20 protein-coding genes and 2 pseudogenes are annotated in these 24,666 nt (G+C 62.3%); 20 read left to right on the forward strand and 2 right to left on the reverse strand.

Annotated elements, in window-relative coordinates; all coding sequences use genetic code 11:
• A pseudogene (locus KGA83_RS23150) lies at positions 1 to 391 on the forward strand (hypothetical protein); the annotation flags it as partial.
• 227 nt (positions 392 to 618) lie between these two features.
• Here the strand turns inward: KGA83_RS23150 and KGA83_RS23155 are convergent.
• Complete coding sequence (locus tag KGA83_RS23155) at positions 619 to 1,515, reverse strand: LysR family transcriptional regulator (protein ID WP_223531014.1); 897 nt, start codon at positions 1,513 to 1,515, stop codon at positions 619 to 621.
• 266 nt (positions 1,516 to 1,781) lie between these two features.
• Here KGA83_RS23155 and KGA83_RS23160 point away from each other — a divergent pair.
• Together KGA83_RS23160 and KGA83_RS23165 are read left to right on the forward strand one after the other, a co-directional pair.
• Positions 1,782 to 2,025 (forward strand): annotated as a pseudogene (locus tag KGA83_RS23160) (alpha/beta hydrolase); the annotation flags it as partial.
• 192 nt (positions 2,026 to 2,217) lie between these two features.
• Positions 2,218 to 3,645, forward strand: coding sequence for a mechanosensitive ion channel family protein (locus KGA83_RS23165; protein ID WP_108217991.1), 1,428 nt, complete (start codon positions 2,218 to 2,220; stop codon positions 3,643 to 3,645).
• Here KGA83_RS23165 and KGA83_RS23170 read toward each other — a convergent pair whose 3' ends face one another.
• Positions 3,646 to 4,545, reverse strand: a complete 900-nt coding sequence (locus tag KGA83_RS23170; RefSeq protein ID WP_223531015.1) for an AraC family transcriptional regulator — start codon at positions 4,543 to 4,545, stop codon at positions 3,646 to 3,648.
• A gap of 97 nt (positions 4,546 to 4,642) precedes the next feature.
• Here KGA83_RS23170 and KGA83_RS23175 point away from each other — a divergent pair, with 97 nt between their 5' ends.
• The 17 genes from KGA83_RS23175 to KGA83_RS23255 all read left to right on the forward strand — a co-directional run bounded on the left by KGA83_RS23175 (position 4,643) and on the right by KGA83_RS23255 (position 24,418).
• A complete protein-coding gene (locus tag KGA83_RS23175) occupies positions 4,643 to 5,560 on the forward strand; it encodes a LysR family transcriptional regulator (RefSeq protein WP_223531016.1) in 918 nt (305 codons plus the stop codon).
• A 272-nt stretch (positions 5,561 to 5,832) separates the two neighbouring features.
• Positions 5,833 to 6,873 carry an AraC family transcriptional regulator gene (locus KGA83_RS23180; RefSeq protein WP_223531017.1) on the forward strand — a complete coding sequence of 347 codons (1,041 nt, stop codon included), beginning with the start codon at positions 5,833 to 5,835 and terminating at the stop codon, positions 6,871 to 6,873.
• Between the two features lie 474 nt (positions 6,874 to 7,347).
• Positions 7,348 to 8,700, forward strand: coding sequence for a UDP-glucose dehydrogenase family protein (locus KGA83_RS23185; RefSeq protein ID WP_223531018.1), 1,353 nt, complete (start codon positions 7,348 to 7,350; stop codon positions 8,698 to 8,700).
• Between the two features lie 130 nt (positions 8,701 to 8,830).
• On the forward strand, positions 8,831 to 9,577 hold the full coding sequence (locus tag KGA83_RS23190) for a sugar transferase (RefSeq protein WP_115947489.1): 747 nt from the start codon (positions 8,831 to 8,833) through the stop codon (positions 9,575 to 9,577).
• Entirely contained in the window at positions 9,578 to 10,225 is a 648-nt protein-coding gene (locus tag KGA83_RS23195) for a CpsD/CapB family tyrosine-protein kinase (protein ID WP_108217986.1), read from the forward strand.
• A gap of 22 nt (positions 10,226 to 10,247) precedes the next feature.
• Entirely contained in the window at positions 10,248 to 11,279 is a 1,032-nt protein-coding gene (locus tag KGA83_RS23200; protein WP_223531019.1) for a polysaccharide biosynthesis/export family protein, read from the forward strand.
• Between the two features lie 15 nt (positions 11,280 to 11,294).
• Positions 11,295 to 12,887, forward strand: a complete 1,593-nt coding sequence (locus KGA83_RS23205) for a GumC family protein (RefSeq protein WP_223531020.1) — start codon at positions 11,295 to 11,297, stop codon at positions 12,885 to 12,887.
• The gene (locus tag KGA83_RS23210) at positions 12,884 to 13,978 is read left to right on the forward strand and encodes a glycosyltransferase family 4 protein (protein WP_223531021.1); all 1,095 of its coding nucleotides are present in this window, start codon (positions 12,884 to 12,886) and stop codon (positions 13,976 to 13,978) included. Before KGA83_RS23205 ends, KGA83_RS23210 begins: the two co-directional genes overlap by 4 nt.
• A complete protein-coding gene (locus tag KGA83_RS23215) occupies positions 13,975 to 15,342 on the forward strand; it encodes an O-antigen ligase family protein (protein ID WP_223531022.1) in 1,368 nt (455 codons plus the stop codon). Before KGA83_RS23210 ends, KGA83_RS23215 begins: the two co-directional genes overlap by 4 nt.
• Positions 15,339 to 16,307 carry a glycosyltransferase gene (locus tag KGA83_RS23220; RefSeq protein WP_223531023.1) on the forward strand — a complete coding sequence of 323 codons (969 nt, stop codon included), beginning with the start codon at positions 15,339 to 15,341 and terminating at the stop codon, positions 16,305 to 16,307. Before KGA83_RS23215 ends, KGA83_RS23220 begins: the two co-directional genes overlap by 4 nt.
• Positions 16,300 to 17,436, forward strand: a complete 1,137-nt coding sequence (locus tag KGA83_RS23225; RefSeq protein ID WP_223531024.1) for a glycosyltransferase — start codon at positions 16,300 to 16,302, stop codon at positions 17,434 to 17,436. The genes KGA83_RS23220 and KGA83_RS23225 overlap by 8 nt, the downstream gene beginning before the upstream one ends.
• A 12-nt stretch (positions 17,437 to 17,448) precedes the next feature.
• Complete coding sequence (locus KGA83_RS23230) at positions 17,449 to 18,450, forward strand: polysaccharide deacetylase family protein (protein WP_223531025.1); 1,002 nt, start codon at positions 17,449 to 17,451, stop codon at positions 18,448 to 18,450.
• A complete protein-coding gene (locus KGA83_RS23235) occupies positions 18,447 to 19,751 on the forward strand; it encodes a lipopolysaccharide biosynthesis protein (RefSeq protein WP_223531026.1) in 1,305 nt (434 codons plus the stop codon). Before KGA83_RS23230 ends, KGA83_RS23235 begins: the two co-directional genes overlap by 4 nt.
• The gene (locus tag KGA83_RS23240; RefSeq protein ID WP_223531027.1) at positions 19,748 to 21,667 is read left to right on the forward strand and encodes a hypothetical protein; all 1,920 of its coding nucleotides are present in this window, start codon (positions 19,748 to 19,750) and stop codon (positions 21,665 to 21,667) included. Before KGA83_RS23235 ends, KGA83_RS23240 begins: the two co-directional genes overlap by 4 nt.
• A gap of 82 nt (positions 21,668 to 21,749) precedes the next feature.
• Positions 21,750 to 22,436 (forward strand): N-acetyltransferase, encoded by a 687-nt coding sequence (locus tag KGA83_RS23245; RefSeq protein ID WP_223531028.1) that lies wholly within the window; start codon positions 21,750 to 21,752, stop codon positions 22,434 to 22,436.
• A 4-nt stretch (positions 22,437 to 22,440) separates the two neighbouring features.
• Positions 22,441 to 23,652, forward strand: a complete 1,212-nt coding sequence (locus KGA83_RS23250) for a GNAT family N-acetyltransferase (RefSeq protein WP_223531029.1) — start codon at positions 22,441 to 22,443, stop codon at positions 23,650 to 23,652.
• Positions 23,624 to 24,418: a carbohydrate deacetylase gene (locus tag KGA83_RS23255; protein WP_223531030.1), complete on the forward strand. Its 795-nt coding sequence runs from the start codon at positions 23,624 to 23,626 to the stop codon at positions 24,416 to 24,418. The genes KGA83_RS23250 and KGA83_RS23255 overlap by 29 nt, the downstream gene beginning before the upstream one ends.
• The last annotated feature ends 248 nt before the right edge of the window (positions 24,419 to 24,666 follow it).

The raw sequence follows: 24,666 nt of genomic DNA on the forward strand, positions 1-24,666 counted from the left end.
CGGTAGTGGCGGCGGTGGCGGCAGTCACGGTGGAAGCGGCCATAGCGGCGACCATGGCGGCGACCATGGCAGCAACAGCGGCAGCGGCCATAGTGGCGACCATGGCAGCAACAGCGGTCATGGCAGTGCCAACAGCGGTTCGAGCCACTCCGGAACGGCCTCGTCCTCAGGACGCAGCGGGACCCATGATGAACCTGGGGATGATCGCGGCGTCCATGCCAATGGCGAGCCCGGCGATGACCGTGGCGTCCACGCCAATGGCGAGCCCGGCGATGACCGTGGTGTCCATGCCAATGGCGAACCCGGCGATGATCGTGGCGTCCATGCCAATGGCGAGCCCGGCGATGATCGTGGCGTCCATGCCGAGCCCGGCGATGACAAAAGGATCTGATTCCCACTGACTCCCATACAACACAAAACCCTGTGGGAGCGGGCTCGCTCCTACAGGGAATGTGTGGACACAAAAAATGACGGTGTGTACCCGTTTTTGTAGGAGCTGGCTTGTCGGGTCGCCGCATCGCAGCGAAGGCGGCCTTGGGACGTGCAGCGCCATCAAAAACGCCTTCGCCGGCAAGCCGGCTCCTACAGTGGTCAATGTGAGTCAGACAATCAACCGCTCTACAGCCCACCCTCAGACTGATCCAGCCGTTCGCGCAAGAACTCAACCAGCGCCTGCACCGGCCGTGAACTCTGCCGGTGTTGCGGATAGACCGCAGACAACGTCAGCGGCTCCGGCCTGAAATCCTCCAGCACTTCCACCAGCCTTCCATCCTTCAGCGCCGTACCGACAATGAACGTCGGCAAATAGGTGATCCCCAGCCCGGCGATCGCTGCGTCCTTGAGCAATTCGCCGTTGTTGACCCGCATCCGTCCGCTGACATTGACGCTCAATGGCTTGCCCTGCCCCGCAAAACGCCATTGCACCTGACGACCATGGCCGTACGGCAGGCAGTCGTGTCCGTGCAAATCTTCAGGCTTGAGCGGCGTGCCGCGTTCGACCAGGTACGCGGGGCTTGCGCAGTACACCCGTTCAATGGAGGCAATGCGTCGGGCGATCAGCGTCGAGTCTTCCAGTGTGCCAATGCGCAATGCCAGGTCGTAACCTTCACCGAGCAAATCCACAGGGCGATCACTCAAATCCATCTCCACCGTCACATCGCGATAGCGCTGCAAAAACACCGGCAACAGACACCCCAGATGCGCCAGTGCGAACGACAGCGGCGCACTCACACGAATGGTCCCCCGTGGTTCGGTGGTCTGGCCGGCGATGCCCTGCTCCACTTGTTCGACTTCGCTGAGCAGGCGCAAGGCTGACTCGTAATAGCTTTGCCCCAGCGGCGTGACATCCAGTCGCCGGGTCGAGCGATTGAGCAAGCGCACGCCCAGGCGCTCTTCGAGTTGCATCAAGCGGCGGCTGACAAACTGCTTGGACAGGCCCAGTTGATCGGCGGCAGCCGTGAAACTGCCGGAGTCCATCACCTGGCAAAAAATACGCATATCTTCGAAGGGGTTCATTGTCGCGTCCTGGTTGACAGTCAATCACTTTATAGCCGCTTTTTCTCTTCCAGGCACCCTATTAATCTGTGTTCACGGTGTTGAACCCACCCTCACATGCAGGAGCTGCCGAAGGCTCGGGCCGCGTTCGGACGACCTTTTGATCCAGCGCTTCGAAACGGCCAGAAAGATCGCAGCCTTCGGCAGCTCCTGCCTAACCACGTACACCCACGATCAAAATGGAATTGACCATGAACCTCGTCCAGAAAACCCTGACTGCGTCCCTGCTCGACGGCAAGCGCCTGGCAGTGGCTGGCAACAGCGTCGGCGGCAACATGGCGGCGGTCGTGGCCTTGATGGCCAAGGAGCAAAAAGCGCCGCCACCTCGATGCGGCGGGCGTGCCGGTGACCTCGGTCCGCTACAACGGCATGATCCACGACTTCGGCCTGCTCAACCCGCTGAGCCAGATTCCCGAAGTGAAAGCAGCGGTACGCCAGGCTGCGCTGGAGCTCAAGGTTCATTTGCAGTGAGACCCTGCCCTTCATCGCACACTGGTTGTGTGGTGAAGGGCTTTTCTGTGGGAGCGAGCCGGCTCCGGGCGGCGTTCCGACGATGCGGAATATCAGTCGACATCTTCATTGAATGTTGAACCGCTATCGCGAGCAGGCTCGCTCCCACAACAGCACTCTTGATCTGCGCTACCTCATTTCCGGAGCATCCCCATGTCCTTTGTCTATGCCCACCTGCTCTCCCTGAGCACCCTGCTGCTGGCCATCGACGCCCTGCTCTGGCACCTCGCGCCATTCAAGCATCGCGTCAGCCGGGTCGGTGTGCGTCTGGCGCTGTTTGTGCTGTTCAGCGCGGTGATCATCAACGCCGGCGTCAGCCCGTTGCAGGCGCCACTGTTTGCCGATGATCGCGTGGCGCAGCTCGGGGCTACGGCGCTGGGAATCCTGTGGTGGTTGTACGCCGCGCGGGTGCTGACCGAAGTGATCGGTCTGGTCCTGATGCGACGCATAGGCCACAGCGGCCGGCTGTTGCAGGATGTCATCGGCGCACTGGTGTTCCTGGTTGCCGTCGTCGCCGCCGCCGGCTACGTGCTGGAGCTGCCAGTGAAAGGTTTGCTGGCGACCTCTGGCGTCGTCGCCATCGTGGTGGGTCTGGCATTGCAGAGCACTTTGAGCGACGTGTTCTCCGGTATCGTGCTCAACACCACCAAGCCCTATCAGGTCGATGACTGGGTCTCCATCGACGGTGTCGAAGGCAAGGTGCTGGACATCGACTGGCGCGCCACCCACCTGCTGACCAGTGCCGGCAGCACCGCCGTGGTGCCGAACTCGGTGGCGGCCAAGGCGAAGATCGTCAACCTCAGCCGCCCGACCAACCTGCACGGCGTGTCGATCAGCATTCAGGTGCCCAACCACATCCGCCCGCGTCGGGTACTCGATGCCCTGGACCGCACCCTTCAGGGCAGCAGCAGTCTGCTGCTCAACCCACCGCCCAAGGCCGTGCTCAAGGAGGCCGGCGAAACCATGTCCGAATACGTGGCCAGCGGCTTCATCGCCGAACTGGGCAAAAAGGGCGAAGTGCGCAATCAACTGTTCGACCTGGCCCATCGGCACCTCGAAGCAGCCGGCATTTCCCGGCAGCCCGATGGCGTGATCGAGCCGTCGACCCGCGCACGGGCCTTGCTCGATGAAGTGAAAATCTTCCGTTCCCTGAGCGCCGAGGAACGTGATCGTCTGGCCCGGAACATGGTGGCACAGCAATATGCGGCTGGTGAGGTGGTGCTGGATCTGGAGGAAGTGCCGGACAGTTTATTCGTCATCGCCACCGGTGTGGTCAGCGCCACTGTCCCCGACGGCAGCACGCAGATCGAAGCCGGACGCATGGGGCCGAGTGAAGTCATGGGTGAACAGAGCATTCTTGCCGACACGCCGTCCCAGGCACGGTTCACCGCTCTGACCTCAAGCATCATTTACCGCCTCGACAAATCCCTGACCCGCAGTTGCATGGAGCAACGCCGCGAAGTCGACCGGGCGTTGAACAAGCTGCAAGCGGTGCGCCAGCAGAACAGCCGGATGGCCTTGATGGCCAAACCGGTGGCGGTCAAGAAAGGTGGTTTTTTGAGCTGGTTGCAAAATCGTTGATCACGGAGCGAGCCTGGTCCGGGCGGCGTTCCGACGAAGGCGACCTGCCGGCCGACCAGATACATCACAGAGGCGAAACTGCTTGGGCGTAATTCCGAACTGCTTGCGAAACGCCCGAATGAAATTACTCGGCTGCCGATACCCCAACCGCTCGGCAATCCGCTCAATCGGCTGATCACCTGCCGTCAACCAGTGCCGCGCCAACTCCAGACTGTCACTGCGGGTATGTTGCGCAGCAGCAGTCTGCCAGTGCCGCAACATGCTCTGATGCAAAAACCCGTTGGCCCCCGGCAACGGCTCATCGAGACTGGCCGCTGGCAGGCTCAAACACGGATGCGCCCCCTCCAGCACCTCGATACCAACGCTACGCAACCACTGCCCGGCAGCCTGTTGCGGCGTCACGCGAACGGCCACAAACACCTGCGCCGGTGCTCGTCCCAGGCGTCGGGCGATGTTGCGCACCAACGTCAGGGTCGCCGCATCGAGGCCGAAAAAATGCGGCTGTTGACCGGCACCGCGCAAGTGCAGGTGGGCCTGCCCGTCACCCTCCTCCAGTTCCGCCACCAGGTAGTTGGTCACCCGTGGCAGGAAATCGATGAAGCACGCCAGGCTCGCACGCAGGGTCGCTGCGGAGTCCAACAGAATGTTCAGACCTCGCAGCGTGGTGGTCGCCATACCGTTGACCAGTTCGCAGCCAAACGATGCGCCCGCACCCGCACGCTCGCATTCATTCCACAGGCGTTCGACCAGGTGCGCAGGCACCTGCAGGTCCTGACCTTCGAGCAACGACAGGCAGATGCCGGCCCGTTGCAGCAGTTGGTCCTGGCACAGGCCGGACTGCCGGGCATGGCTGAGAATGGTGCGGGTGAAGGCGCTGGAAATGAACGGTTGGCTGGTCATGGCAGGTTACGGCGAGAGGACAGGCGTGTACTTATGCCAGCCTCTGTGCTATCGATCCAATGCATTAAAAGTATCCACCGAATGCAGGAGACGCATGATGGATCTACGACAGCTCCGCCACCTTGTCGCCCTGGCCGATTACCGCAACTTCGGGCGCGCCGCTGAGGCGATCAATCTCAGCCAACCGGCCTTCAGTCGCAGCATCCAGACCCTGGAGCGCGACCTCGACTGCGTGCTGGTGGAGCGCAGCAGCCGCGAATTGCGCCTGACCGGTCAAGGCGAACTGGTGCTGCAACATGCCCGGCGCCTGCTCGCCGGCAGCCAGGCCCTGCACAACGAACTGACGCAATACAACGGTCTGACCGGTGGCGAGCTGCGCTTCGGCTGCGGCCCGTATCCGGCCCAGGTGCTGGTGCCCGAGGCGCTGGCGGAATTCATTCAGGCCCATCCGGCGATCCGCATCAGTCTCCACCAGGGCGACTGGGAACAACTGGCGGTCTGGCTTCGTGAACAGCAGATCGAATTCCTCGTGGCCGACGCGCGGTACTTCACCGGCGACCCGCAATACCAGGTACAGCTGTTGCGCCCCCGGCGCGGGTGGTTCTTTTGCCGTGTCGGCCATCCCCTGGCGCAGCAGCAGAATCTGTCCCTGCGCGCCCTGCTCGACTACGCGGTGGTCGGCACGCGAATACCGCCGATGATCCGCAAGATCCTCGCCGACGTGCAGGGCGAGGCGGACTTCAATCCGAGCGTGGAATGCGCGCAGTTCGACGCCATCCGCCGCGTGGTGATGCGCTCCGACGCGGTGGGCATCGCCACCGTGGAGGCCTTGGCCGAACTGGTCGACCAGGGCCTGGTCCACCTGCTGGAATTTGCCGATGTACCCAAGGAGGATCCCGGCCTGCAATTGCACTACGGCATCGTCAGCCGCGCCGGCCACTCCCTGACACCCGCCGCGCTGGCGATGGTCGATGCGGTGTTGACGGTCGACCGGCGCTTGCTGGCGTCGAATTAGGGCCTGTCTGCAACGCCACCACCCTTGCGGGAGCGAGCCTGCTCGCGAAGGGGCCGTGTCAGTCGACATCTTTATTGAATGACACACCGCTATCGCGAGCAGGCTCGCTCCCACAGGGTTTGGTGTCACCTCGAAATAACGCACCTGCCAATCGGCGTGGGGCGATTCGAGCAAGGCATCGAGCTGGTGTAAATCAAGCATGGTCTTGCTCCGGCAAATCGCTTAACGTCGGCCAGCCTGACCCGTGTTCCGCAACAAGCTGTGAGCCCTGCATGACAAAAAGCGACCAGCCGCTGCACGATCAATCAATACCCAACGCGTTCTACGCGCCGACCCTGTTGCCGGCCATCGAAGAGTTGCTGGCCCGCGGTGTGGACCGGGAACGCATCGAAGGCCTGTTGCGACGCAGCCTGTTCGAGTTGCGTACGCCATTCATGCGCATTCCGCTGTTCATGTCGCGGCGCTTCTGGGCATTTTCCCTGGAACAGACCGGCGACCCGCTGATCGGCCTGGCGGCCGGTCGGCGATTCGTTTCCACCGCCACCAACGGCCTGACGTACCTGTTCGACGTGGCCGACTCACTGGACAGCGCCTGCCAGTATTTCGTGCGTTTCTTTCCGTTTTTCAACGGACACTTCCAGGCCCGGATCGTGCGCGGCGACGACCGCGTCGAATTGCATCTGCTCGACCATGGCAGCGTGAAAACCAGCGCGTCAACCGCCGATTACATCCTCATCAGCCTGTGCAGCATGTTGCGGCGCAAATTCCTCGCCAGCGGCCTGCAGCGTGATCCGGTTCTGGGCATCGGGCTGGCCGGTGCCTGCACGGCCAATCTGCAGGAACATGAACAAGCCTTTCGCGCACCGGTGCAATGGGGGCAGGCGCAGCACTCGATCCGCCTCGATCCACAGCTGTTCGTGATCCCGTTGACGCCGGGTAATCATGAACTGGAACTCATGCTGGTCGAACTGCTGGAGCAGACCCGACGCAACAGCGAACCGACCTTGCTGGAGCAAGTCTGCGACTATTTGATCACCGACCTCGCCGAGGCCAACTGGCAGCGATTCTGTACCACCCGGCATTTGCTCGAGCGCACCGCCGCCCGACGCTTGAAGGCGTTGGGCTGGAGTTTTTCCGAGTTGCTCGACGAATACCGCCGCTACCGGACCGAAGATTTTTTGCAGGGGACAGACCTGGAGCTGGTGGAGATTTCCGACCGCCTGGGCTACAGCGACGTGCAAAGCTTCAACCGTGCCTGCCTGCGGTGGCTGGGGTGCTCACCGGGCGCCTGGCGAACCCGGCAAGGTCAATGAAAAACCACGCAAGTGCGCCGCCTTGCTGATCCAGGCCCAGCAACATCATGCTCATGGACTCCTGTCCACCGATCCTCGGCTACACCGCCGAAATGCCCGCGGTGTATCAGGCACTTGACCAGCAGGTTGTTGGACATTTTTTAACACTGGCTTTACGCCATCCGTGCGTGAGAACTGGCGACCTTTGTTAAAAATGGTCATCAAGCCGGCGACTCAAACCTGACACACTTAGCAGCTACAACCCTTGTACTTCAAGGCTTACGACCGCCTGTCGTTTTCTTGAGATTTTCGCTGAACAGCCAAAATCGGGGGGAAAGCCAATAGTGCTGCGACCTTGATGGCAATCGCCCCCACATTTGGGAGTGTCTTGCCCCTATTACATGCCGGTTTGCTGACACGGTTTACCGAGGCTGGTCTATACCCCTTTTGACAGTCTTGTTTTGCAACTCTCCACGTCTTGCGAGGCACGCTAATATGGACGTAAGCGTATTTGGTACGGGCTATGTTGGCCTGATTCAAGCAGCGGCACTGGCCGATGTCGGACATCGCGTCCTGTGTGTCGACATCGATCCGAACAAGATCCGGCAACTGCAACAGGCCGTGCCACCGATCAGTGAGCCGGGGCTGTCCGGCACCCTTGAAGAAAACATCAAGGCCGGTCGCCTGCTCTTCACCACCCAGGCCAGCGATGCGGTGGAGCATGCCGAGCTGATTTTCATCGCCGTCGGTACGCCCGCCGACGAAGACGGCTCGGCCGACCTCAGCCATGTGCTGAACGTGGCCCGGCAGATTGCTGGTTTCATGGAGGCCGACCGCACCCTGATCATCAAGTCCACGGTACCGGTCGGCACGGCGGATCAGGTCAGCGCGACTGCCGTTGAAGAGTTGCAGCACCGCGGCAAAAGTTCGCTGAAGGTACGGGTGGTGTCCAACCCGGAATTCCTCAAGGAAGGCAGTGCCCTGGCCGATTGCATGCGCCCGGACCGGATCATCGTCGGCACCACTGACGATCAAGCCCGCAGCCAGATGAGCGAGCTCTACGCGCCGTTCTGCCGCAACCACGACAAATTGATGTTCATGGACAACCGCAGCGCCGAGCTGACCAAGTACGCGGCGAACGCGATGCTGGCCACGCGCATCAGCTTCATGAACGAACTGGCCAACCTCACCGAGTTGCTGGGAGCAGATATCGAAGCCGTGCGCAAAGGCATCGGCTCGGACCCGCGCATCGGTTACCACTTCATCTACCCCGGTTGCGGCTTCGGCGGTTCGTGCTTCCCCAAGGACCTGCGCGCCCTGTTGCACACCGCCGAACATGCCGGAATGCCCCTCAAGTTGCTGCGTAGCGTGACCGACGTCAACGACCACCAGCGGCATATCCTGTTCAGCAAACTCAAGGCGCAATTTCCCGGTGGACTGGCCGGCAAATCCATCGCCGTGTGGGGCCTGGCGTTCAAACCCAACACCGATGACATGCGCGAAGCACCCAGCCGCTACCTGATGGAAGCACTCTGGGCCGAAGGCGCGAGCGTGCAGGCCTACGACCCGGAAGCCATGTCCGAATGCCGGCGCCTTTACGGCTACCGCAACGACCTGCATCTGTGCGCCACCCGCGATGACACACTCGAAGACGCCGATGCCCTGGTGATCTGCACCGAGTGGAAAAACTTCCGCGTGGTCGACTTCGACATGCTGGCGAGCAAACTGCGTGAACGGGTGATCGTGGACGGGCGCAACCTGTACAGCCCGGAACAGGTGGCGGCCGCCGGCCTGCATTACTGCGGCATTGGCTTGCGCCACATCGTGCCCGAAGCCGTCCATCCATGAAGACTCTCGTCACCGCAGCAGCCGGTTTATGGGTGTCCGATGAGGGACCGGGGCGCGTCGTTGCCTGGTCCCGCACTTACGACTGACTGCGTCGGCCATGCCGCACACGGCTTAACTCTGCGGAGAATCTATGTCTGAACACGAAAAAAGTGTGCCCCTTAACAAAATGCATAGGGACAAGCGCCTGGACCCCGAGCAACGCAAGCGCATGGATGCCGCCATCCACATGCAGGGTTGTGGCTGGATAACCGGTCGCGAAGGTGGCCGGCCGTGGACCCTGTCGCGCACCAACCGCGTCCTGGCCGGCTTCGGCGCAGCGCTGGTCCTGGTGCTGATTTCCCCGGTGCTGCTGGGGCTGGCGCTGGCCATCAAACTGACCAGCCCGGGGCCGGTGATGTTCGTGCAGAAACGCACCGGCTACCGCGGCCGCCTGTTCGGCATGTACAAATTCCGCACCATGGTCGTCAACGCCGAGGAGCTCAAGGACTCCCTGCGGCACCTGAACAAGCACGGCGCCGACGCCATCGATTTCAAGATCGACAAGGACCCGCGCATCACCGGTATCGGCAGTTTCCTGCGACGCACCAGTCTCGACGAGCTGCCGAACCTGTTAAACGTGGTGACCGGCGACATGCGCCTGGTAGGCCCCAGGCCGACTTCGTTCAACGCCTACCGCTACGAGGACAAGCATCTCGCGCGCCTGAGCATCTACCCCGGCATGACCGGCCTGTGGCAAATCTCCGGGCGCAGCAATATCGACTTCGACCAGCGCGTTGAGTTGGACCTCGCCTACATCGCCCAGCAGAGCCTGCTGCTTGATTTGAAGATTCTGCTGAAAACCCCTTTCAAAGTGTTCAGCGGTCACGGAGCGAGTTAAATGGACGGTTCATCGGCTAAAAGCCTCAGCATTGCCAGCCCGAGCGAGTCCAACCTGACATCGACCGTACTCGACCAGAACCTGCGGATCCTGTACCTGACCGCCGCCAACCCCGGCGCGGGCACCACCACCAGCGCCCTGGCGCTGGCCAGTCAACTGGCGAAGATGAGCAGCGGCCTGGTGCTGCTGGTGGATGCCAGCCACTCGGCGACCAACCTCACGCAACAGTTGGGGCTGAGCAAGGAACGGGGGTTTCGCGACTTGATGTTCAACACCCAGAGCCCGCCCTTGTTGCAGGACTGCGTGGTGGACGTCTCCAGCCTGCCCTTTCACGTTCTGCCATTGGGCCGATACTTCCGTGGCAACGAGCACCTGACACCTGAGTGCCTGAGCCCGCTGCTCGATCAACTCGGCATCCGCTACCGCTTCGTGGTGATCGACGGCGACGCGGTGTATTCGGCCTCCGACACCCTGGTCATCAGCACCCAGGTGGACGGTGTGGTCCTGGTCGTCCCCGCGGAAGACACCCGCTGGGAAGTGGCCCAGGCCGCGGCCAAGCGCTTGAGCCAGGCGGGAGCGAAGCTGGTCGGCAGCGTGTTCAACCGACGCAAGTACTACATGCCCGAATGGCTGTACAAAAACCTGTGAGCAGTCAGACAAGGATGACGCCATGAACGCCAAGATGCTTGTCCTGCTGTTGCTACCCCTTGCAGGTTGCTCCAGCATTTCCTCCGACGAATCACAAAGCATGCCGGTGCAAATCCTCACGGCCCCACCGGCCAATGCCCAGGCCACCGACGTGCCCAAGGTCGAGCAGACCCTGCGCCCACAGGACGTGCTGGACGTGATCTTCCACATCAGCACCAGCGGCTCGGCCGCCTATCGCGTGCAGTCCGGGGACACGATCGCGCTGAATTTCACCGCCGCCAGCCAGTTCAACGGCAACCAGTTGGTGCTGCCCGATGGCACCATCGAACTGCCCGGGGCCCACACCACGGTGAAAATCGAGGGCCTGACCCGCGATGAAGCACGGGACGCCATTCAGCGCGCCTACGATCGCAAACAGCTGTTCCAGCCCAACCGCAATCAGCTGTCAGTGATGGTGGTGAACCCGCTGGCCAGTGAATGGAACCTCAAGTCCGTGCTCAACCACCCCGCCACCGGCATGACCCGGGAAATCACCGTGGGCAGCGACGGCTACGCCAGCTTCCCGGAAATCGGTGCCGTGCCGCTGCAAGGCATGACCATCAGCCAACTCGAGGCCTACCTGAATAATCGCTATGCCACCCTGCCGGGGCGCATGACCGTGGACGTGCTGCTCAAGTCCACCGCCGGCAACGAAATCTATGTACTGGGTGAAGTCGGCCAGCCGGGCTCCTATCCGATCCGCCGCCCGGTGTCGGTGCTCGAAGCCCTGACCATGGCCCGCGGTTCCAACGCCAAGGCACGCCTGGACTCGGTGATGATCATGCGGCGCAACGGCAACCAGGTGGTCGCGCATCGTTACGACGTGGAAAAAGCCTTGTCCGGCGACGCCACCCAGATCGCCTACCTGCAAGCGGACGACATGCTGTACGTGCCCAAGACCAAACTGGCCAGCACCGGTGAGCTCGTGCGGCAACTGGCGGACGTCGTGTTGTTCCAGGGCATGGGCCTCAGCTTCAGCTACCGCGTCGACAACAAAGACGACAGCAGCAACTAACTCTCAGGTACCCACATGAATCCAAAGGAAAACTACCTGCATGAGTTCTTCAGGATCTTCTTCGCCAACAAGCAGTTGGTGAAGCGAGTCTTCCTGGTCTTTGCCGTGATCGCCGTGGTCTTGCCACTGTTGCTCAAGCAGAGTTTCGATATCACCGCCCAGGTGATCGTGCAATCCAAGAAAATTTCCCAGGGGGATGCCACCAGCACCCTCAATCAGGAAAACGCTTCCTTCATTCCGCCGTCGCTGGCCGACATGGAGACCGAGAGCAATATCCTGCGTTCGCCGGCCTTGATCCGCCAGACCATCGGCCAGTTGCGCGAAAAGGGTGAGTACACGCAGCCCGTGAGCGCCTTCAACAAACTGCTGGTGCAGCCGCTCAAACGGTTTGTGATCAATCCCGTTCGCGAACACGTGATCAACCCGGTTCGCAGCCTGCTCGGGCTGCAGACCGATCCGGTACGCGACACCCTGCTCGATGCCCTCACGCAACAAGCGTCCGCTGCCCTCAAGGTTGAAACCTTGCCGGGCTCCAACGTGATCTCGATCGTCTACCACTTCCCTGACCCGGCCCAGGGCACCCGATTCGTCACTGCCCTGCTGCAAAACTACCTGGTCACCCGCCAGGAAATGCAATCGATCGACCTGCCACAGAGCTTCTACGAAACCAAGAAGTTGCAGTACCAGGTGCGTCTCGATGGCCTGGAAGCCAATCGCCTGGCCTTGCTCGAAAGCATCGGTTCGTCCGACCCCAGGGAAGAAATCACGTTCCGTCTCAACGCGATCAACACCGAGGAACAGGCGCTCAACCTGTATCAGGACCGACTGCTGCAAAGCCAGCGCTGGCTCGATTACCTGAAAACCAGCCTGGCGACCGCCAACAATGCCAGATTCAACGACTACACCTTCCCCTACACCTTCACCACCACGGTCGACAGCGTCGCGTTCGAAGACCGCGAGATCAAGCAGCTGGGTGAGCGACTGACGACCCTGGTCAGCCGCTACATGGATGACCTGGCGGTCTTGCAGCCCGGCAGTGATCCGATGCAAATGTCCCGCGAGCAAATCATCCGGGCCCGTGGGCAATTCCTGAAGATTGTCAGCAACCGGATTCAGGAGCGCACCAGCGACCTGGTGACGATCAGCTCGGTCATCGACCAGAAAAACGCGCGCATTGCCGAGTTCAAGAATCGCATCCATCAGTTGCAGGAAACCCGCAGCAAACTGCGGCAGATGGACACCGAGATCAACGCGCTGCACAAGGCGTTCGCCACCTATGCCCAGCGCTTCGCTGAAAGCAGCACCGCGCGCGCACTGGACAACGACCTGTCCAACGCACGGATACTCAGCCCGCCGTTCGAACCGACCGAAGCGGCGTTCCCCAAGCCGATGCTGATCATTCCGTTCGGGCTGTTCACCGGTTTGCTGTTGGCGATTGCCCTGGTCTATGTGCGTGAGTTCTTCGACCACCGCTTCAAGCACCCTGCGCAAATCACCCATGAACTGGGCTTGCCGGTGCTGCTGGTGATCAATGATCACAGCACCCAGCCGAACAACCCGCACAAGAACTGGAGCGTACCGGCCCTCGTGCATTGGGTGCGCAATTGAACGCGCCGCTCGGCACCACCCACGACCTGCCGATCATTCATTTGCTCAGCAGCGGCGGCTTCTATGGCGCCGAGCGGATGCTGCTGGATCATTGCCTGGCGACGCCGGGGCAGCACCAGGTGCTGTTTCTCGATGCGCCGCCAGAGCTGATCACGCGATTTCGCCAGGCCGGTGTCGATTGCCTCGGCTGTGCAGGCCTGGGCGCATTGCTGGGGCATTTGCGCCAGCGACGGGACCAGCGGCCACTGATCAATACGCACAACTTCAAGGGCCTGTTGTTCGGCTGGCTCGGCGCCACGTTGTTGCGCCTGCCACTGGTGATCACCCAGCACGGCTTCACCCCGCGCAGTCGCAAGCAGAAGTTCTACACCTGGCTGAGCCTGCAACTGTGCCGCACGGCCTCGGTGAACCGAGTGGTGTGTGTCGCCGAAAGCATTGCGGCGCTGCACCGTCAGGCCAATGTGCGCACCGACAAGTTGCAGGTGATCCCCAACGGCCTGCCGGCGGCCAACGACTTGCCGCCGCACAGTGGCGCACGTCAACGCTGGCTGGCCGGTTACGTCGGGCGCCTGAGTAGCGAAAAGGGCCCTGACCTGTTTCTCGATGCGCTGATCCCGCTGTGTCAGCAGTACCCGCAACTGGACGCGGTGATGCTCGGCGACGGGCCGGAGCGCGACAGCCTGCAGGCACGGATCGACGAGGCAGGCTTGCAGGCGCGCATCACGCTGCCGGGCTACCAGACCGACATGCGCGCCTGGTGGCGGCAACTCGATGCGTTGGTGATCAGCTCGCGCACCGAAGGCACGCCGATGATTCTGCTCGAAGCGATGCAGGCCGGGGTGCCGGTGGTGGCCTTCGGCGTCGGCGGAATTCCCGATGTCTTGCAGGACCGCCACAACGGCTTGCTGGCCGCGCCCACCGACAGCAGCGCCCTCGCCCGCCAGATCGGCGCGCTGCTGGATGACCCGGCCCTGGCCGGCGAGTTGATCGACAACGCTAAACGTACGCAACGGGATCACTACGACCTCAAGGTCCTGGCGGAACGCTGGTCGCAGCTTTACATCCGGACTGCACGGGAGGCACGCGTGTGATTGTTCCGCTCTCGATCGTCAGCTTGCTCGGCCTGGTCTGCCTCGGATTGCTGGCCAGCCCTTATCCGTATCTGGCGCCGGGCGCGGTGCTGGGCCTGGTGGGTGTCGCGGTGCTGTACCGCAAGCCGACCTGGGGCCTGCTGGGCATTGTCGCCATCCTGCCTTTCGAGGGCCTGTTCAAGGACAGCGCGTTGTCGGGCTCCAAGTTCCTCGGGGCTTCGCTGGCGCTGATCCTGATGCTGCAACTGGCGATTCACCAACGGTCGGCCGAGCGCCTGCGCAGCAATATCTGGCGCTTCCTGGTCGGGTTCATGGTGCTGTACCTGCTCAGCCTGTTGAACACCGACAACATGGACATGTCCCTGGGCCATCTGCGCGAATTGAGCGTCGGCCTGATTCTGTTTGTCATCACCCTGCTGGTCGGGCGTGAGTTGAACCTCGACATGTTCGCCAAACTGGTTGCCGTCAGTGTCGCGGTGACCTGCGCCATGGCGATGTTCTCAGCCAAATACCAGGACGAAGGCCGTGCGTCCGGCATGCTCAATGACCCGAACGAATTTGCCCTGATGATCGCCTTCGCCGTGCCCATGGCACTGTTACTGGTGGTGCGCAGCCCGAACCGGTTGCACCGGTTGTTCTGGGGGGGCTGTTCCCTCGTGCTGCTGGCCGGCATGACCAAGACTGAATCCCGTTCGGGGCTGGTGGTGTTGCTCCTCAGCCTGTTGATCGGCACGTGGCACTACCGCGCACAGTTGCCACATATTCGTCCACGCCACCTGGGCTTTGCCATGCTCGGCCTGACGATTGTGATTGCGCTTGGGCTGTATGCGATGCCGGCCAGTTACGTGGCGCGCATCCAGTCGCTGAGCATCCTCAGCTCCGGGGCCAAGAGTCAGGACGCGTCCCTGGGCCGTCGCGCCTCCTACATTGTGGTCGGCAGCGCCATGATCGCCGAGAACCCCTTGCTCGGCACCGGCCCCGGCACGTTCCCGCTGCACTATGCCACCACCGGTTATGCCAAGACCTTTTCCGTCAGCGGCAAGACCGACGATCTGTACCGCCGCGCCCACAACACCTACCTGGAGATCTTCAGTGAACTGGGGATACCCGCCGGCCTGATGTTCGTCGGCATGCTGGCCCTGGGGTTGTACAACCTGATCCGCGCCCGCCACACCTGGCTGTTGCGAGGAGACGCTCATCAGGCCGATCTGATGACCCACCTGGGCATGAGCTTTCTGTCGTTGACGTTATTCCTGATGTTCCTCAGCGCACCGAACCACAAGTACCTGTGGATCATGCTCGCATTGACCGGCGTGCTGCGCACGAAAGCCGAAGAAGCCCCGCTGAAAGAGGTCAAGGCATGAACCGCATCAGTATCATCATCCCGATGTACAACGAGGAACAGCACATCGCCCGGACCCTGCTCGCGGCACGACATGCCGCCGAGGCAGCCAATGTCGAATGCGAGTTGATCGTGCTCGACAACGGCTCCGACGACCAGGGCCCGGACATTGCCCGGCAGTTCGGCGCCCAGGTTCTGGTTCTGCCCGGCCTGCTCATCGGCGCATTGCGTAATCGCGGAGCGGCGATCGCCAGCGGTGAATGGCTGGCCTTTATCGATGCCGACGTCGAGATGCCCGAGAACTGGCTCAAGCTGTTGTTCGACCTCGAGTCCGGCGGCCAGGGCGATGTCATCGGCCTGGACCTGCACACCCCGGCCGAAGCGCCGTGGTACGCCGACGCCTGGCAGCGCCGCACCTTGCGCCCCGATACGCAGCCGCTGCATGTCGCGCAATGGCTGCCCACTTGCAACCTGCTGATGCGCCGTCGCTGGTTCGACAAGGTCGGTGGTTTCAATGAACAACTGCGCACCGGCGAGGACAAGGAACTGACCATGCGCCTGGTCGACGCCGGTGCCAAGTTGCGCTCGGTCAACCAAAGCGTAGCGCTGCATTGGGGCTACGAATGCAGTTGGCGGGAATGGATGGGCAAGGAATTGTGGCGCCAGGGCAGTCATCTGCAACTGCTGCGCACCCATGGACCGAGCCTGCGCTTGCTGCGCTTTCCGCTGCTGTCGATAGCCGCCTGGGTCATCGATTTCATGGCTATTTCCGCCCTGTTCGACGGTTTCCCCCAGCATTCGCTGCTGATGCTGCTACTGACCGTCCTGCCCGCCCTGGCCCTGAGCCTGCGTCAGAGTGCCAGGCACCGCGACCCGCTCCTGACCCTGCAACTCTGGGGCCTGCACTGGGTGCGCCTGCACCTGGCGGGCGCCGGGTTCATCCTCAGCCTTTGTCATTGGAATGCCAGGAGGCCCGCCCGTGGCTGAATTCATTTACTGGTTGTGCCTGTTGCTACCGGTTTACGCCTACCTCGGTTATCCCCTGTTGCTGACATTGCTGGCACCGTTTTACCCGGCACCGCGCCATGGACCGGCCCAACCGATGGACGTGAGCATCGTGATTGCCGCGCACAACGAAGCGCGGCATATCGAAGAAAAACTGCGCACCGTGCTGGCCCAGGATTATCAGGCCCGCTCACTGCACATTATCCTGGCCAGTGACGGCTCGACCGACGACACCGTGGCCTGCGCACACAAGGTCAACGACCCGCGCATCACCGTGCTCGACCTGCCCCGCCAGGGCAAGGCGGCGACGCTCAATGCCGGGGTCGCGATCAGCAGCGGCGCGATCCTGGTGTTCACCGACGCCGACAACCAATGGTCCACCGACACCCTCGGCCATTTGCTCGCACCGCTCAACGACCCGCAGGTCGGTGGCTGCGCCGGGCACATGATGATCCCGGTGACCGGCAAGGGCTTGAGCGTGGGGGACAGCCTGTATCGGCATTACGAAGGCTGGCTGCGCTACGTGGAAAATCGCACCGGCTGCATGGTCTCCGCCGACGGTGCATTGCTCGCCCTGCGCCGCGAGTTGTTCCAGAACGTGCCGGCGGAGGTCAACGACGACTTCTTTATCAGCACCTGCGCACCCGTCGCGTTCAAGCGGATTGTCTACGTGCCCCAGGCCCGGGTGATCGACCAGGGCGTGGACGAAGCCGACAAGCAATTTCGCCGTCGTCAGCGGGTCACTGTGGGTGGCTTGCAAAGCCTGGCCCAGCGCCGGGAGCTGATGAATCCGCTGACCCACGGCCTGTATGCGATTGCCTTGATCAGCCACAAGCTGATCCGGCGGCTGGCGCCGATCCTGTTGCTGCCGTTGCTGCTGAGCAATTTCTGGCTGTGGGAAGACCACGGCTTTTATCGCCTGAGCCTGATCGCACAATTGCTCGGTTACACGATGGCCATTGCCGGCCTGCTGGATTCGCAACACCGCTTGCCCAAACCCTTTCGCCTGGCCGCGTTCCTCCTGGTGACCCTTGCCGGGATGAGCATCGGTCTGTGGCAGTTCCTGCGCGGGCAGCGTTATGCCCAATGGAACCCCGAGCAAAATCGATGAGAGGTGCGTGCCATGGCGATCAAACAACTGTTAAAACGCACCAGTGGCTGGCTGTACCTGAACTCTCCGGTCGGGCGCAATCAACTGCACGGCGCCGGTGTGATCCTGATGCTGCACCGGGTGCTGGCCAGCGACCAGGCCGCCGAACTGCCCCATCGCAATGAACTGTGCGTCGGGCCAAAGGCCTTTGAACACTTGCTGGTGTGGTTGAAAAAACACTTCGACTGCGTGCCGCTGATGGACATTCTGCAACCCGGCACGCCGCGCTCGGAGCGGCCGCAAGTGGCGCTGACCTTCGACGACGGCTGGCGCGACAACGCGCTGAATGCCTTCCCGTTGCTGCAAAAACACCAGGTGCCGGCGAGCATCTTTCTGTCCACCGATTTCATCGGCAGCCGCCAGCGGTTCTGGTGGGAAAGCATCGGCGAAACCCTGTGGAACAGCCATGGCGAACCGGCACGCCTGCAACTGATCGAATGCCTGCAGCAACTTGGGCGTCCGTTGCCGGTACTGTGCGAAAACCCGGATGAACAACGCCGCAGCCTCGCACTGCTGAATTTTTTGCAGAGTCTGAAAACCCTGTCGCCGCTGGACCTCAATCGCCTGACCGACGCCTGCCCGCAGGAGTCGTTGCCCCAGGCGCTGGACTGGCAGCAAGTGCGCTACCTGGAAGCGTCCGGCCTGGTGCGCTTCGGCCCCCACGGTGCCAGCCACGCCATCCTCACCGGCCTCGACGATCAACGCCTGCATGAAGAACTGAGCCGCAGTCGCGACGCGCTGCTCAACGGCTGCAACCAGCCGTTGCCGGTTTACTGCTACCCCAATGGCGACAACGATGCGCGGGTGCGCCAACAGGTGGCCAGGCATGACTTCCCGTTTGCCCTGGGCACCGGCACCGGCATTTATCGGGGGACCGAAGATCCGCTGGCCCTGCCACGCTTCGGCGTGAGCCAGCGTACCGCGCGCGATCCCGGGTTGCTGTCCTGGCGCATCTACCGTGGGGCACGTCCATGAGCCGCAACAACTACCTCAGGCACCTGGCCCTGAGCATGGGCACCAAGCTGGCGATGATCGCCCTGCGCTTGCTGCGCAACATATTGCTGGCGCGGATTCTCGGCCCCAGCGAACGGGGCTTGTTTGCCTTGCTCAACACCCTGCCCGACCTGATCAGCGCTGCCACCAGCGGCGGCTTGAATTCAGCCGTGGGCTATCAGGCGGCCAAGCAACGACCGATGGGCTTGCTGCTCAGCCAGGTGCTGCTGTTCGGTTGTCTGCTGGCGGCGTTGCTGACCTTGCTGGTGGTGGCGCTGACCCGCGAGTTCGGCAGTGAACTGGACATCACCACGCAATTGGGCCTGCTCGCCTGGCTGTTGCTGCTGGCGGTGCCGCTGACCGTGCTCAAAAGCGGCTTGCTGACTTTGCACAACGCCTCGGGCGGCGTGGTCGCCTTCAATGCCTTGCGCCTGATCGAGTCGCTGGCGCCGCTGCTGGTGTTCCTTGCCCTGTTCTGGATGTGGAAAAGCGCGGCCCTGGAAGCGGCGCTGATCAGTTGGCTGGCGGGGATCAGCCTGGTGGTGCTGGCCGGGTGGGTGTGGCTCAAGCGCGGGCATCCGCTGAGCCTGCAATGGGATCGCGCCAGTCAAAACGAACTGCTGCGCTACAGCGCCCGCAGCCATCCGGACCTGCTGTTCCAGCAAGTGATTCTGCGCTCCGACTACCTGTTCATCGGCGCCCTGCTCGGCACCACGGCGCTGGGTCATTACGCCATGGCCAGCGCGGCCGCCGAGTTGCTGCTGATCGTTCCGGAAGCGGTGACCACGCCGCTGATGAAGCGCCTGCTGCAACAGGAAGAAGGCATCGAAAAAGTCACGCCACTGGCCTTGCGCCTGACCGCTACGGTGATGCTCGGCGCTTGCCTGAGCATGGCCGTGGTCGGTGAATGGTTGATCGTGACGCTGTTTGGCGAGGCCTATCAGCCTGCCTACCCTGCGTTGCTGGCGCTGCTGCCAGGCCTGTTCGGTCTGTGCTACATGAGCATTCTGCGCCTGGACCTGCTGGGCAAAAACCGGCCCGGCACGATTTCGTTGTTGATGGGCCTCAGCGCCCTGCTCAACCTGGCGCTCAATGTGCTGCTGATCCCGACCTACGGCATCGTCGGCGCAGCAGCCGCATCCTCTATCGCGTACCTGGCCGTGACCCTGGCGCTGCTGGTGGTGTATTGCCGGTTGAGCCACGTGCCGGTCTGGCAAACGCTCATCGTCCTGCCCGGCGACATCGCGCCGATGTTGCTGATGCTGCAACGGAAATCGGCATGAAGCACCTGTTATTGCTGGTGAGTCTTGGCCTCGGGCTGAACGCCGAAGCCGCAACCATGCGTTGGGCCGATATCCGCGACGGCAGCCTGTACCTGCAAACGGACCGCCCCGACACCCTGACCGTGCTCTGGGCCCCGGTGTGGCAGGCGCAAGCCAACGAAGAACACCTCTACTTGCTCGACGGCCAGGGCAAACTCCAGAGCGAACGACTGATAGCCGCCAATGAGCCCAGCGGTAGTCAACGCTGGGACCTGGCGCCGGGCGCCGCCAGTTATCGACTGGAAATTCCTGGCTACAGCTTCCGCCGTTATACGGTTGAGCACGACGACCACACCGTCGCACTGTTCGCCCCGGCCAAGGTGCATTTCAGCGCCGAATCCCAGGACGGTGACGAGTTGTATTTCAAGGTCGCGGCCGGTGAGCACGCGGTGCTGGCCGGTAAATTCCACGGCGGCGTCGGCGCGTTGCAAGCGCAGCGCGTGAGTGACGGCCAACAGCTTTCACTGTCTCTGGAGCCTTACCCCGCCTATTGGCAGTTCGACAAAGTCGAGTTGCCCGTTGCAACCACCGATCAAGTCTGGCGCCTGCACCTGCGCGGCAGCGGCAAGGTCGCATTCTGGCTCGACGGCACGGCCAACCTGTTCGCCCAGAACCCGCAACAGCTCAAATCCTTGCGCGAAGACGAAGGCCAGACCCGGCTGACGCTGCACAACGACGTGCTCGGCAAGACCCCGAACCTGGGTATCGCCCTGCCCTATGCGCGACCGCCGGATTCCAGTTTCGCCGTGCTCGATGCCCTGCAACCACAGGCCGGATCCTATTACAGCCTGGTCGACATCATGGCGACGCGGCCGCATTACGAAGACGTGTTCCGCCGGTTGTATCAGGATCGCTTGGGCATCACTCAGGACATCACCCTGCTGGCCGGCCGTCAGCGCAAGGCCGACCTGCGCGCCGATACCACCAGCAACGCCGGCCTCGATGCCTGGCTCGCCGCCACGCGCGCACTTGGCGGCAAGGGCACGCACTACATCGGCTTTGCCGACGAACCGAACCTCAACTACCCGGACTACGCCACCTACCAGCGCATCTTCAAGAGCATGGCCTGGCAAGTGCGCAGTAATCCAGACAACGCCAAAGCCGGCGTACGCATCGCCATGCCGGCCAGCTCCCGGTTCGTCAATGGCCCGCTCGTCGACAATGCCGCCGACAAGCGCGGCATCGACTGGGCCCGACGCTTGCTGGCCGAGTCCGGCGACAAGATCGATGCACTGGCATGGCACGAATGGATGGTCCGCGACCTGCTGGCGACCCGTGTCTACCGCGATAGCGTACGCAAAGCGGCAGAGCTGGTGGGGCTCGACGCCCAGGGACGACCGCGCAAAGCCTTGTTGCTGGACCAGACCAACATGTCCAGCGGGGCCAGCCTCAGCCCTTACGATCAGGAAACCCACTACGCCTCGTTATGGTGGGCCTCGGTCATCATCAATGCTTCCCAGGACGGCTTGCTCGACATGCTCGGCTGGTTCCAGGCCGCCGACGAACCTGAGTATCCCAAGGGCATGTTGCGCGTGCTCGGCAAGGATGAATACGAGCTCAAGCCCGTAGGCCTGGCGCAGCAATTCATCCGCCAGCATTGGCTACGCGATGTCATGCGCCTGGAGAACGACGCCTTCGAGGTTGACGTGCTGGCCATGTCTGCCGGGCACCAACGCAGCCTGCTGGGCGTCAACAAAGGCTCACGCTTGCAGCGTGTGAGCCTGGCCGGCACGGAATGTCCATTGCCCCTGGGATCATTGCGCTATTTCGGCGCCGACAACCGCAGCCGCGACGCATCTTTCAAATGCCTGGAGGGTCGCATCAGCTTCGATTTACCGGGAGAAACCCTGTTTGCCCTCAGCTGGAGCGCCTCATGAACGTCATTTATTTTTGCCCGTGGACGATTCGCCGCGCATTGACTCACTCCACTCACGGCCAACACCGTCAGGAGTCAAAAACATGAATGTTCTGAAAAAACTCAGCGATCACATCAAACAAAAAGGCCTGCGCGCCACCGTCGGCAAGTTGTGGAAACACTACGTATTTTTCCACGAAGAACTGTTGTGGATGGAGCGCGATCTGGTGAGCCCGGTACCGCCACACAACCTTCGGCCCTATACACCGCTGCGACTGGAAACCATCACCCCACAAAACGCCGTGGCGTTCGCCAAACACTTCGGCGATCGCGTGGGCACCATGGCCGAGTTGGCGTCCGATGGGTACACCGGGCATATGTACCTGGATGAAAACGGCGATGCCGTGGCCTTTATCTGGGGCAGCACTCGCGATTATTTCGACCGTCATTACTACGGCTGCATGTTCCCGGTGCAGCCAGGCGAGTTTTTCGAGTTCGCTCTCGAGCAGATCCCTGCCTACCGGGGCACCACGCTGTCAGTAGATTTCCAGCTGAACCTGTGGAAAGCCATGGCTGATCAGGGCTGCAACAAAGTGGTGGATATCTGCGAGTCCCATAACATTCCCGCGCTCAAGCTGCACATCCGCATGGGGTATCGCGAGCAAGGAAGGATCATGAACATCTACCACCTGTTCGGCTGGCGCTTCTTCCGCGAAACCCGCTACAGCGGTTCACGCCTGGATGCCTTGCGCAAACCGGCACCCTCTCCCGTTCCCGCCGAGGCGAGCTGACCTTATGTCTGCACGATTCGAATGGCGCACTTCGCTGTGCACCGACGACTTTCCGATAGCGGCTTACGAAGCGTTGCGCCAGCGCGTAACGGACCACACGCCGTTCAACAAACTGGCCTGGCTATACGCGTCGGAACTGGCACTCAAGCCCGGCGAGCAATTGCATGTGCTGCTCGGCTGGCAGGGTGACGAACTGGCGCTGTGCCTGCCGCTGGTGGCTTCCGTGGAACGCTTTGCGCGTTTGCCGTTTCGGGTCCTGCATCATTTGGGCTATCCCCTCGCCGACCGCCTCGCGCTGCTGACGAGGCTGGACGACGACGCTATGCGCAATGCGTTGATGCAGATCCGTCAACACCTGCCCCATGCCGTGCTGCAACTCAACGAACTGGCCGGCTCCACGGCGCAGGCCCTGGCACCGTGGCAGGCACTGAGTTCGACCGCGGAACAACGCCTCAGTTGTCGGGTGCCGGTGCACCTGATCAGCGAGGCCGACCATCAGGAAGTCTCCGGCGACCCGCGCTACAAACTGCGCCGCGCACGCAAACGCATCGCCGCGTGCGGGGCCCAGGTGCGGCGGATTACCCCCGACGCCCTGACCATGGGGCCGCTGTTGCAGGACATCAGTGAAGTCGAAGCGGTGAGCTGGAAAGGCGATGAAGGGGTCGGGATCTTTTCCGATGCACGCCATCGCCAGTGGATGGACCGCGCCTTTACCGCCCTCGCGGCCCGGGGCCTGGTGCGCGTGGTGGTGCTGGAGCTGGAGGGGCGCTGCATCAGCTATCGCCTCGGCTTGCTGGAACAGGGCCGACTGTACGACTACAACCTGGCGTTCCTGCCGCAATATGCCGACCTGGGCAGCGGCCGGGTGCTGCTCGAAGAGTGGATTCGCTGGGGCCTGGAAGACAACTGGCAGTGGATCGATGCGTCACGGGTCAGCCTGGAAAACTCCAGCCATCAACTGCACGAACGCATGACCGGGCAACTGGAACACTGGCGCTGGAGTTTTTACTCCTGGCGTCCAGGCGGTCTGGTGCTGGGGCTGGCCTTGCGGGTCTGGCAACGCTTCAAACCCCGATTGCAGCAATGGCGCGCCCGGCGCGCGGCGGCCGCAGTCGCCACCCCTACCCCCGGCGCGACACCTGTCGTCAAAACGCCTGCGCCTACGGAAAACCTCAAGGAGGGTAAACATGCCTCGCCAAGTGATAGTCAACGCTGACGATTTCGGCCTCAGTGCCTGTGAAAACGCGGTGATCCTGGGCGCGTTCCAGGCCGGGCTCATCAGCTCCGCCACCGCCATGGCCAACATGCCGGCGTTCGAAGCGGCCTGTGCCATGGCCCGGCATCCGTTGCTCGAAGGCCGCATCGGCCTGCACTTCAACCTGACCTACGGCCGTCCATTGAGCCAGAGCATTGTGCAACGCCCGACGTTTTGCGACGGTGCCGGTGTGTTCGATCTCAACCTGTCCCGCACCCGCCTCTGGCTCGGGCGCCGGGACCGCCACGCCGTACTGGAAGAACTCGAAGCCCAGTGGCAGCGCTGCCTGGACAACGGCCTGCGCCCCAGCCACCTGGACTCCCATCAGCACGTGCACAACATCTGGCCGATCGGCGAGATCGTCGCGCGCTTCGCCGCCCGCCAGGGGGTGCCGGTACGTCTGGCGCGCAACCTGGGACAAAACCTAAGCTTGCCCAAGCGCGTGTTCAAGGACCTGCTCAACCGTCGCCTGAGCAACCTGGCCGGCGCCACCGCCGACTACGTGTGCACCCCGGTGGATCTGCGCAACGCCGAGCCGCCACCCGACGGACTGCTGGAAATCGTCGCCCACCCGAACCAGCTCGGCGCCGACTTCGGCGATGCCTACCTGGAGCCGGGAGAGTCCTTGAGTGCACTGCTGGAACAGCGCTTGCCGGGTGTGCCGAGGGTGGCCTATACCGCTGCGGGCGATGCTGCGCCTCACCGTGCGCGGGCCGTTATGGAGTAATCCGCAATCCCTGTGGGAGCGTGGCTGAACGCGATGGCTATGTGTTGGGCGCATTTGTTTTGATGGTGTACATATCCGTTTCTGCGGTAACGGCCACTAATGGTTCCGCCCTTACGGCCAACCCTTTCAAGGTCTTCGTTTAGAATCCCCTAAAAACCAGTCAGGGTGACGAAAACGATGTGGACAGAAGTTCTAGCGCGGTTTGAAAAAAAGACACCGGCCAGTGTCATGACTAAATTGATACTGGA

Origin of the sequence: Pseudomonas sp. GL-R-19 (assembly GCF_019956375.1) — a bacterium.
Classification (GTDB): Bacteria; Pseudomonadota; Gammaproteobacteria; order Pseudomonadales; family Pseudomonadaceae; genus Aquipseudomonas.

Coding starts and splice junctions, on each gene's coding strand:
- KGA83_RS23155 (WP_223531014.1), bottom strand. CDS start 1,515: ATGAACCCCTTCGAAGATATGCGTATTTTTTGCCAGGTGATGGACTCC.
- KGA83_RS23165 (WP_108217991.1), top strand. CDS start 2,218: ATGTCCTTTGTCTATGCCCACCTGCTCTCCCTGAGCACCCTGCTGCTG.
- KGA83_RS23170 (WP_223531015.1), bottom strand. CDS start 4,545: ATGACCAGCCAACCGTTCATTTCCAGCGCCTTCACCCGCACCATTCTC.
- KGA83_RS23175 (WP_223531016.1), top strand. CDS start 4,643: ATGGATCTACGACAGCTCCGCCACCTTGTCGCCCTGGCCGATTACCGC.
- KGA83_RS23180 (WP_223531017.1), top strand. CDS start 5,833: ATGACAAAAAGCGACCAGCCGCTGCACGATCAATCAATACCCAACGCG.
- KGA83_RS23185 (WP_223531018.1), top strand. CDS start 7,348: ATGGACGTAAGCGTATTTGGTACGGGCTATGTTGGCCTGATTCAAGCA.
- KGA83_RS23190 (WP_115947489.1), top strand. CDS start 8,831: ATGTCTGAACACGAAAAAAGTGTGCCCCTTAACAAAATGCATAGGGAC.
- KGA83_RS23195 (WP_108217986.1), top strand. CDS start 9,578: ATGGACGGTTCATCGGCTAAAAGCCTCAGCATTGCCAGCCCGAGCGAG.
- KGA83_RS23200 (WP_223531019.1), top strand. CDS start 10,248: ATGAACGCCAAGATGCTTGTCCTGCTGTTGCTACCCCTTGCAGGTTGC.
- KGA83_RS23205 (WP_223531020.1), top strand. CDS start 11,295: ATGAATCCAAAGGAAAACTACCTGCATGAGTTCTTCAGGATCTTCTTC.
- KGA83_RS23220 (WP_223531023.1), top strand. CDS start 15,339: ATGAACCGCATCAGTATCATCATCCCGATGTACAACGAGGAACAGCAC.
- KGA83_RS23230 (WP_223531025.1), top strand. CDS start 17,449: ATGGCGATCAAACAACTGTTAAAACGCACCAGTGGCTGGCTGTACCTG.
- KGA83_RS23235 (WP_223531026.1), top strand. CDS start 18,447: ATGAGCCGCAACAACTACCTCAGGCACCTGGCCCTGAGCATGGGCACC.
- KGA83_RS23240 (WP_223531027.1), top strand. CDS start 19,748: ATGAAGCACCTGTTATTGCTGGTGAGTCTTGGCCTCGGGCTGAACGCC.
- KGA83_RS23245 (WP_223531028.1), top strand. CDS start 21,750: ATGAATGTTCTGAAAAAACTCAGCGATCACATCAAACAAAAAGGCCTG.
- KGA83_RS23250 (WP_223531029.1), top strand. CDS start 22,441: ATGTCTGCACGATTCGAATGGCGCACTTCGCTGTGCACCGACGACTTT.
- KGA83_RS23255 (WP_223531030.1), top strand. CDS start 23,624: ATGCCTCGCCAAGTGATAGTCAACGCTGACGATTTCGGCCTCAGTGCC.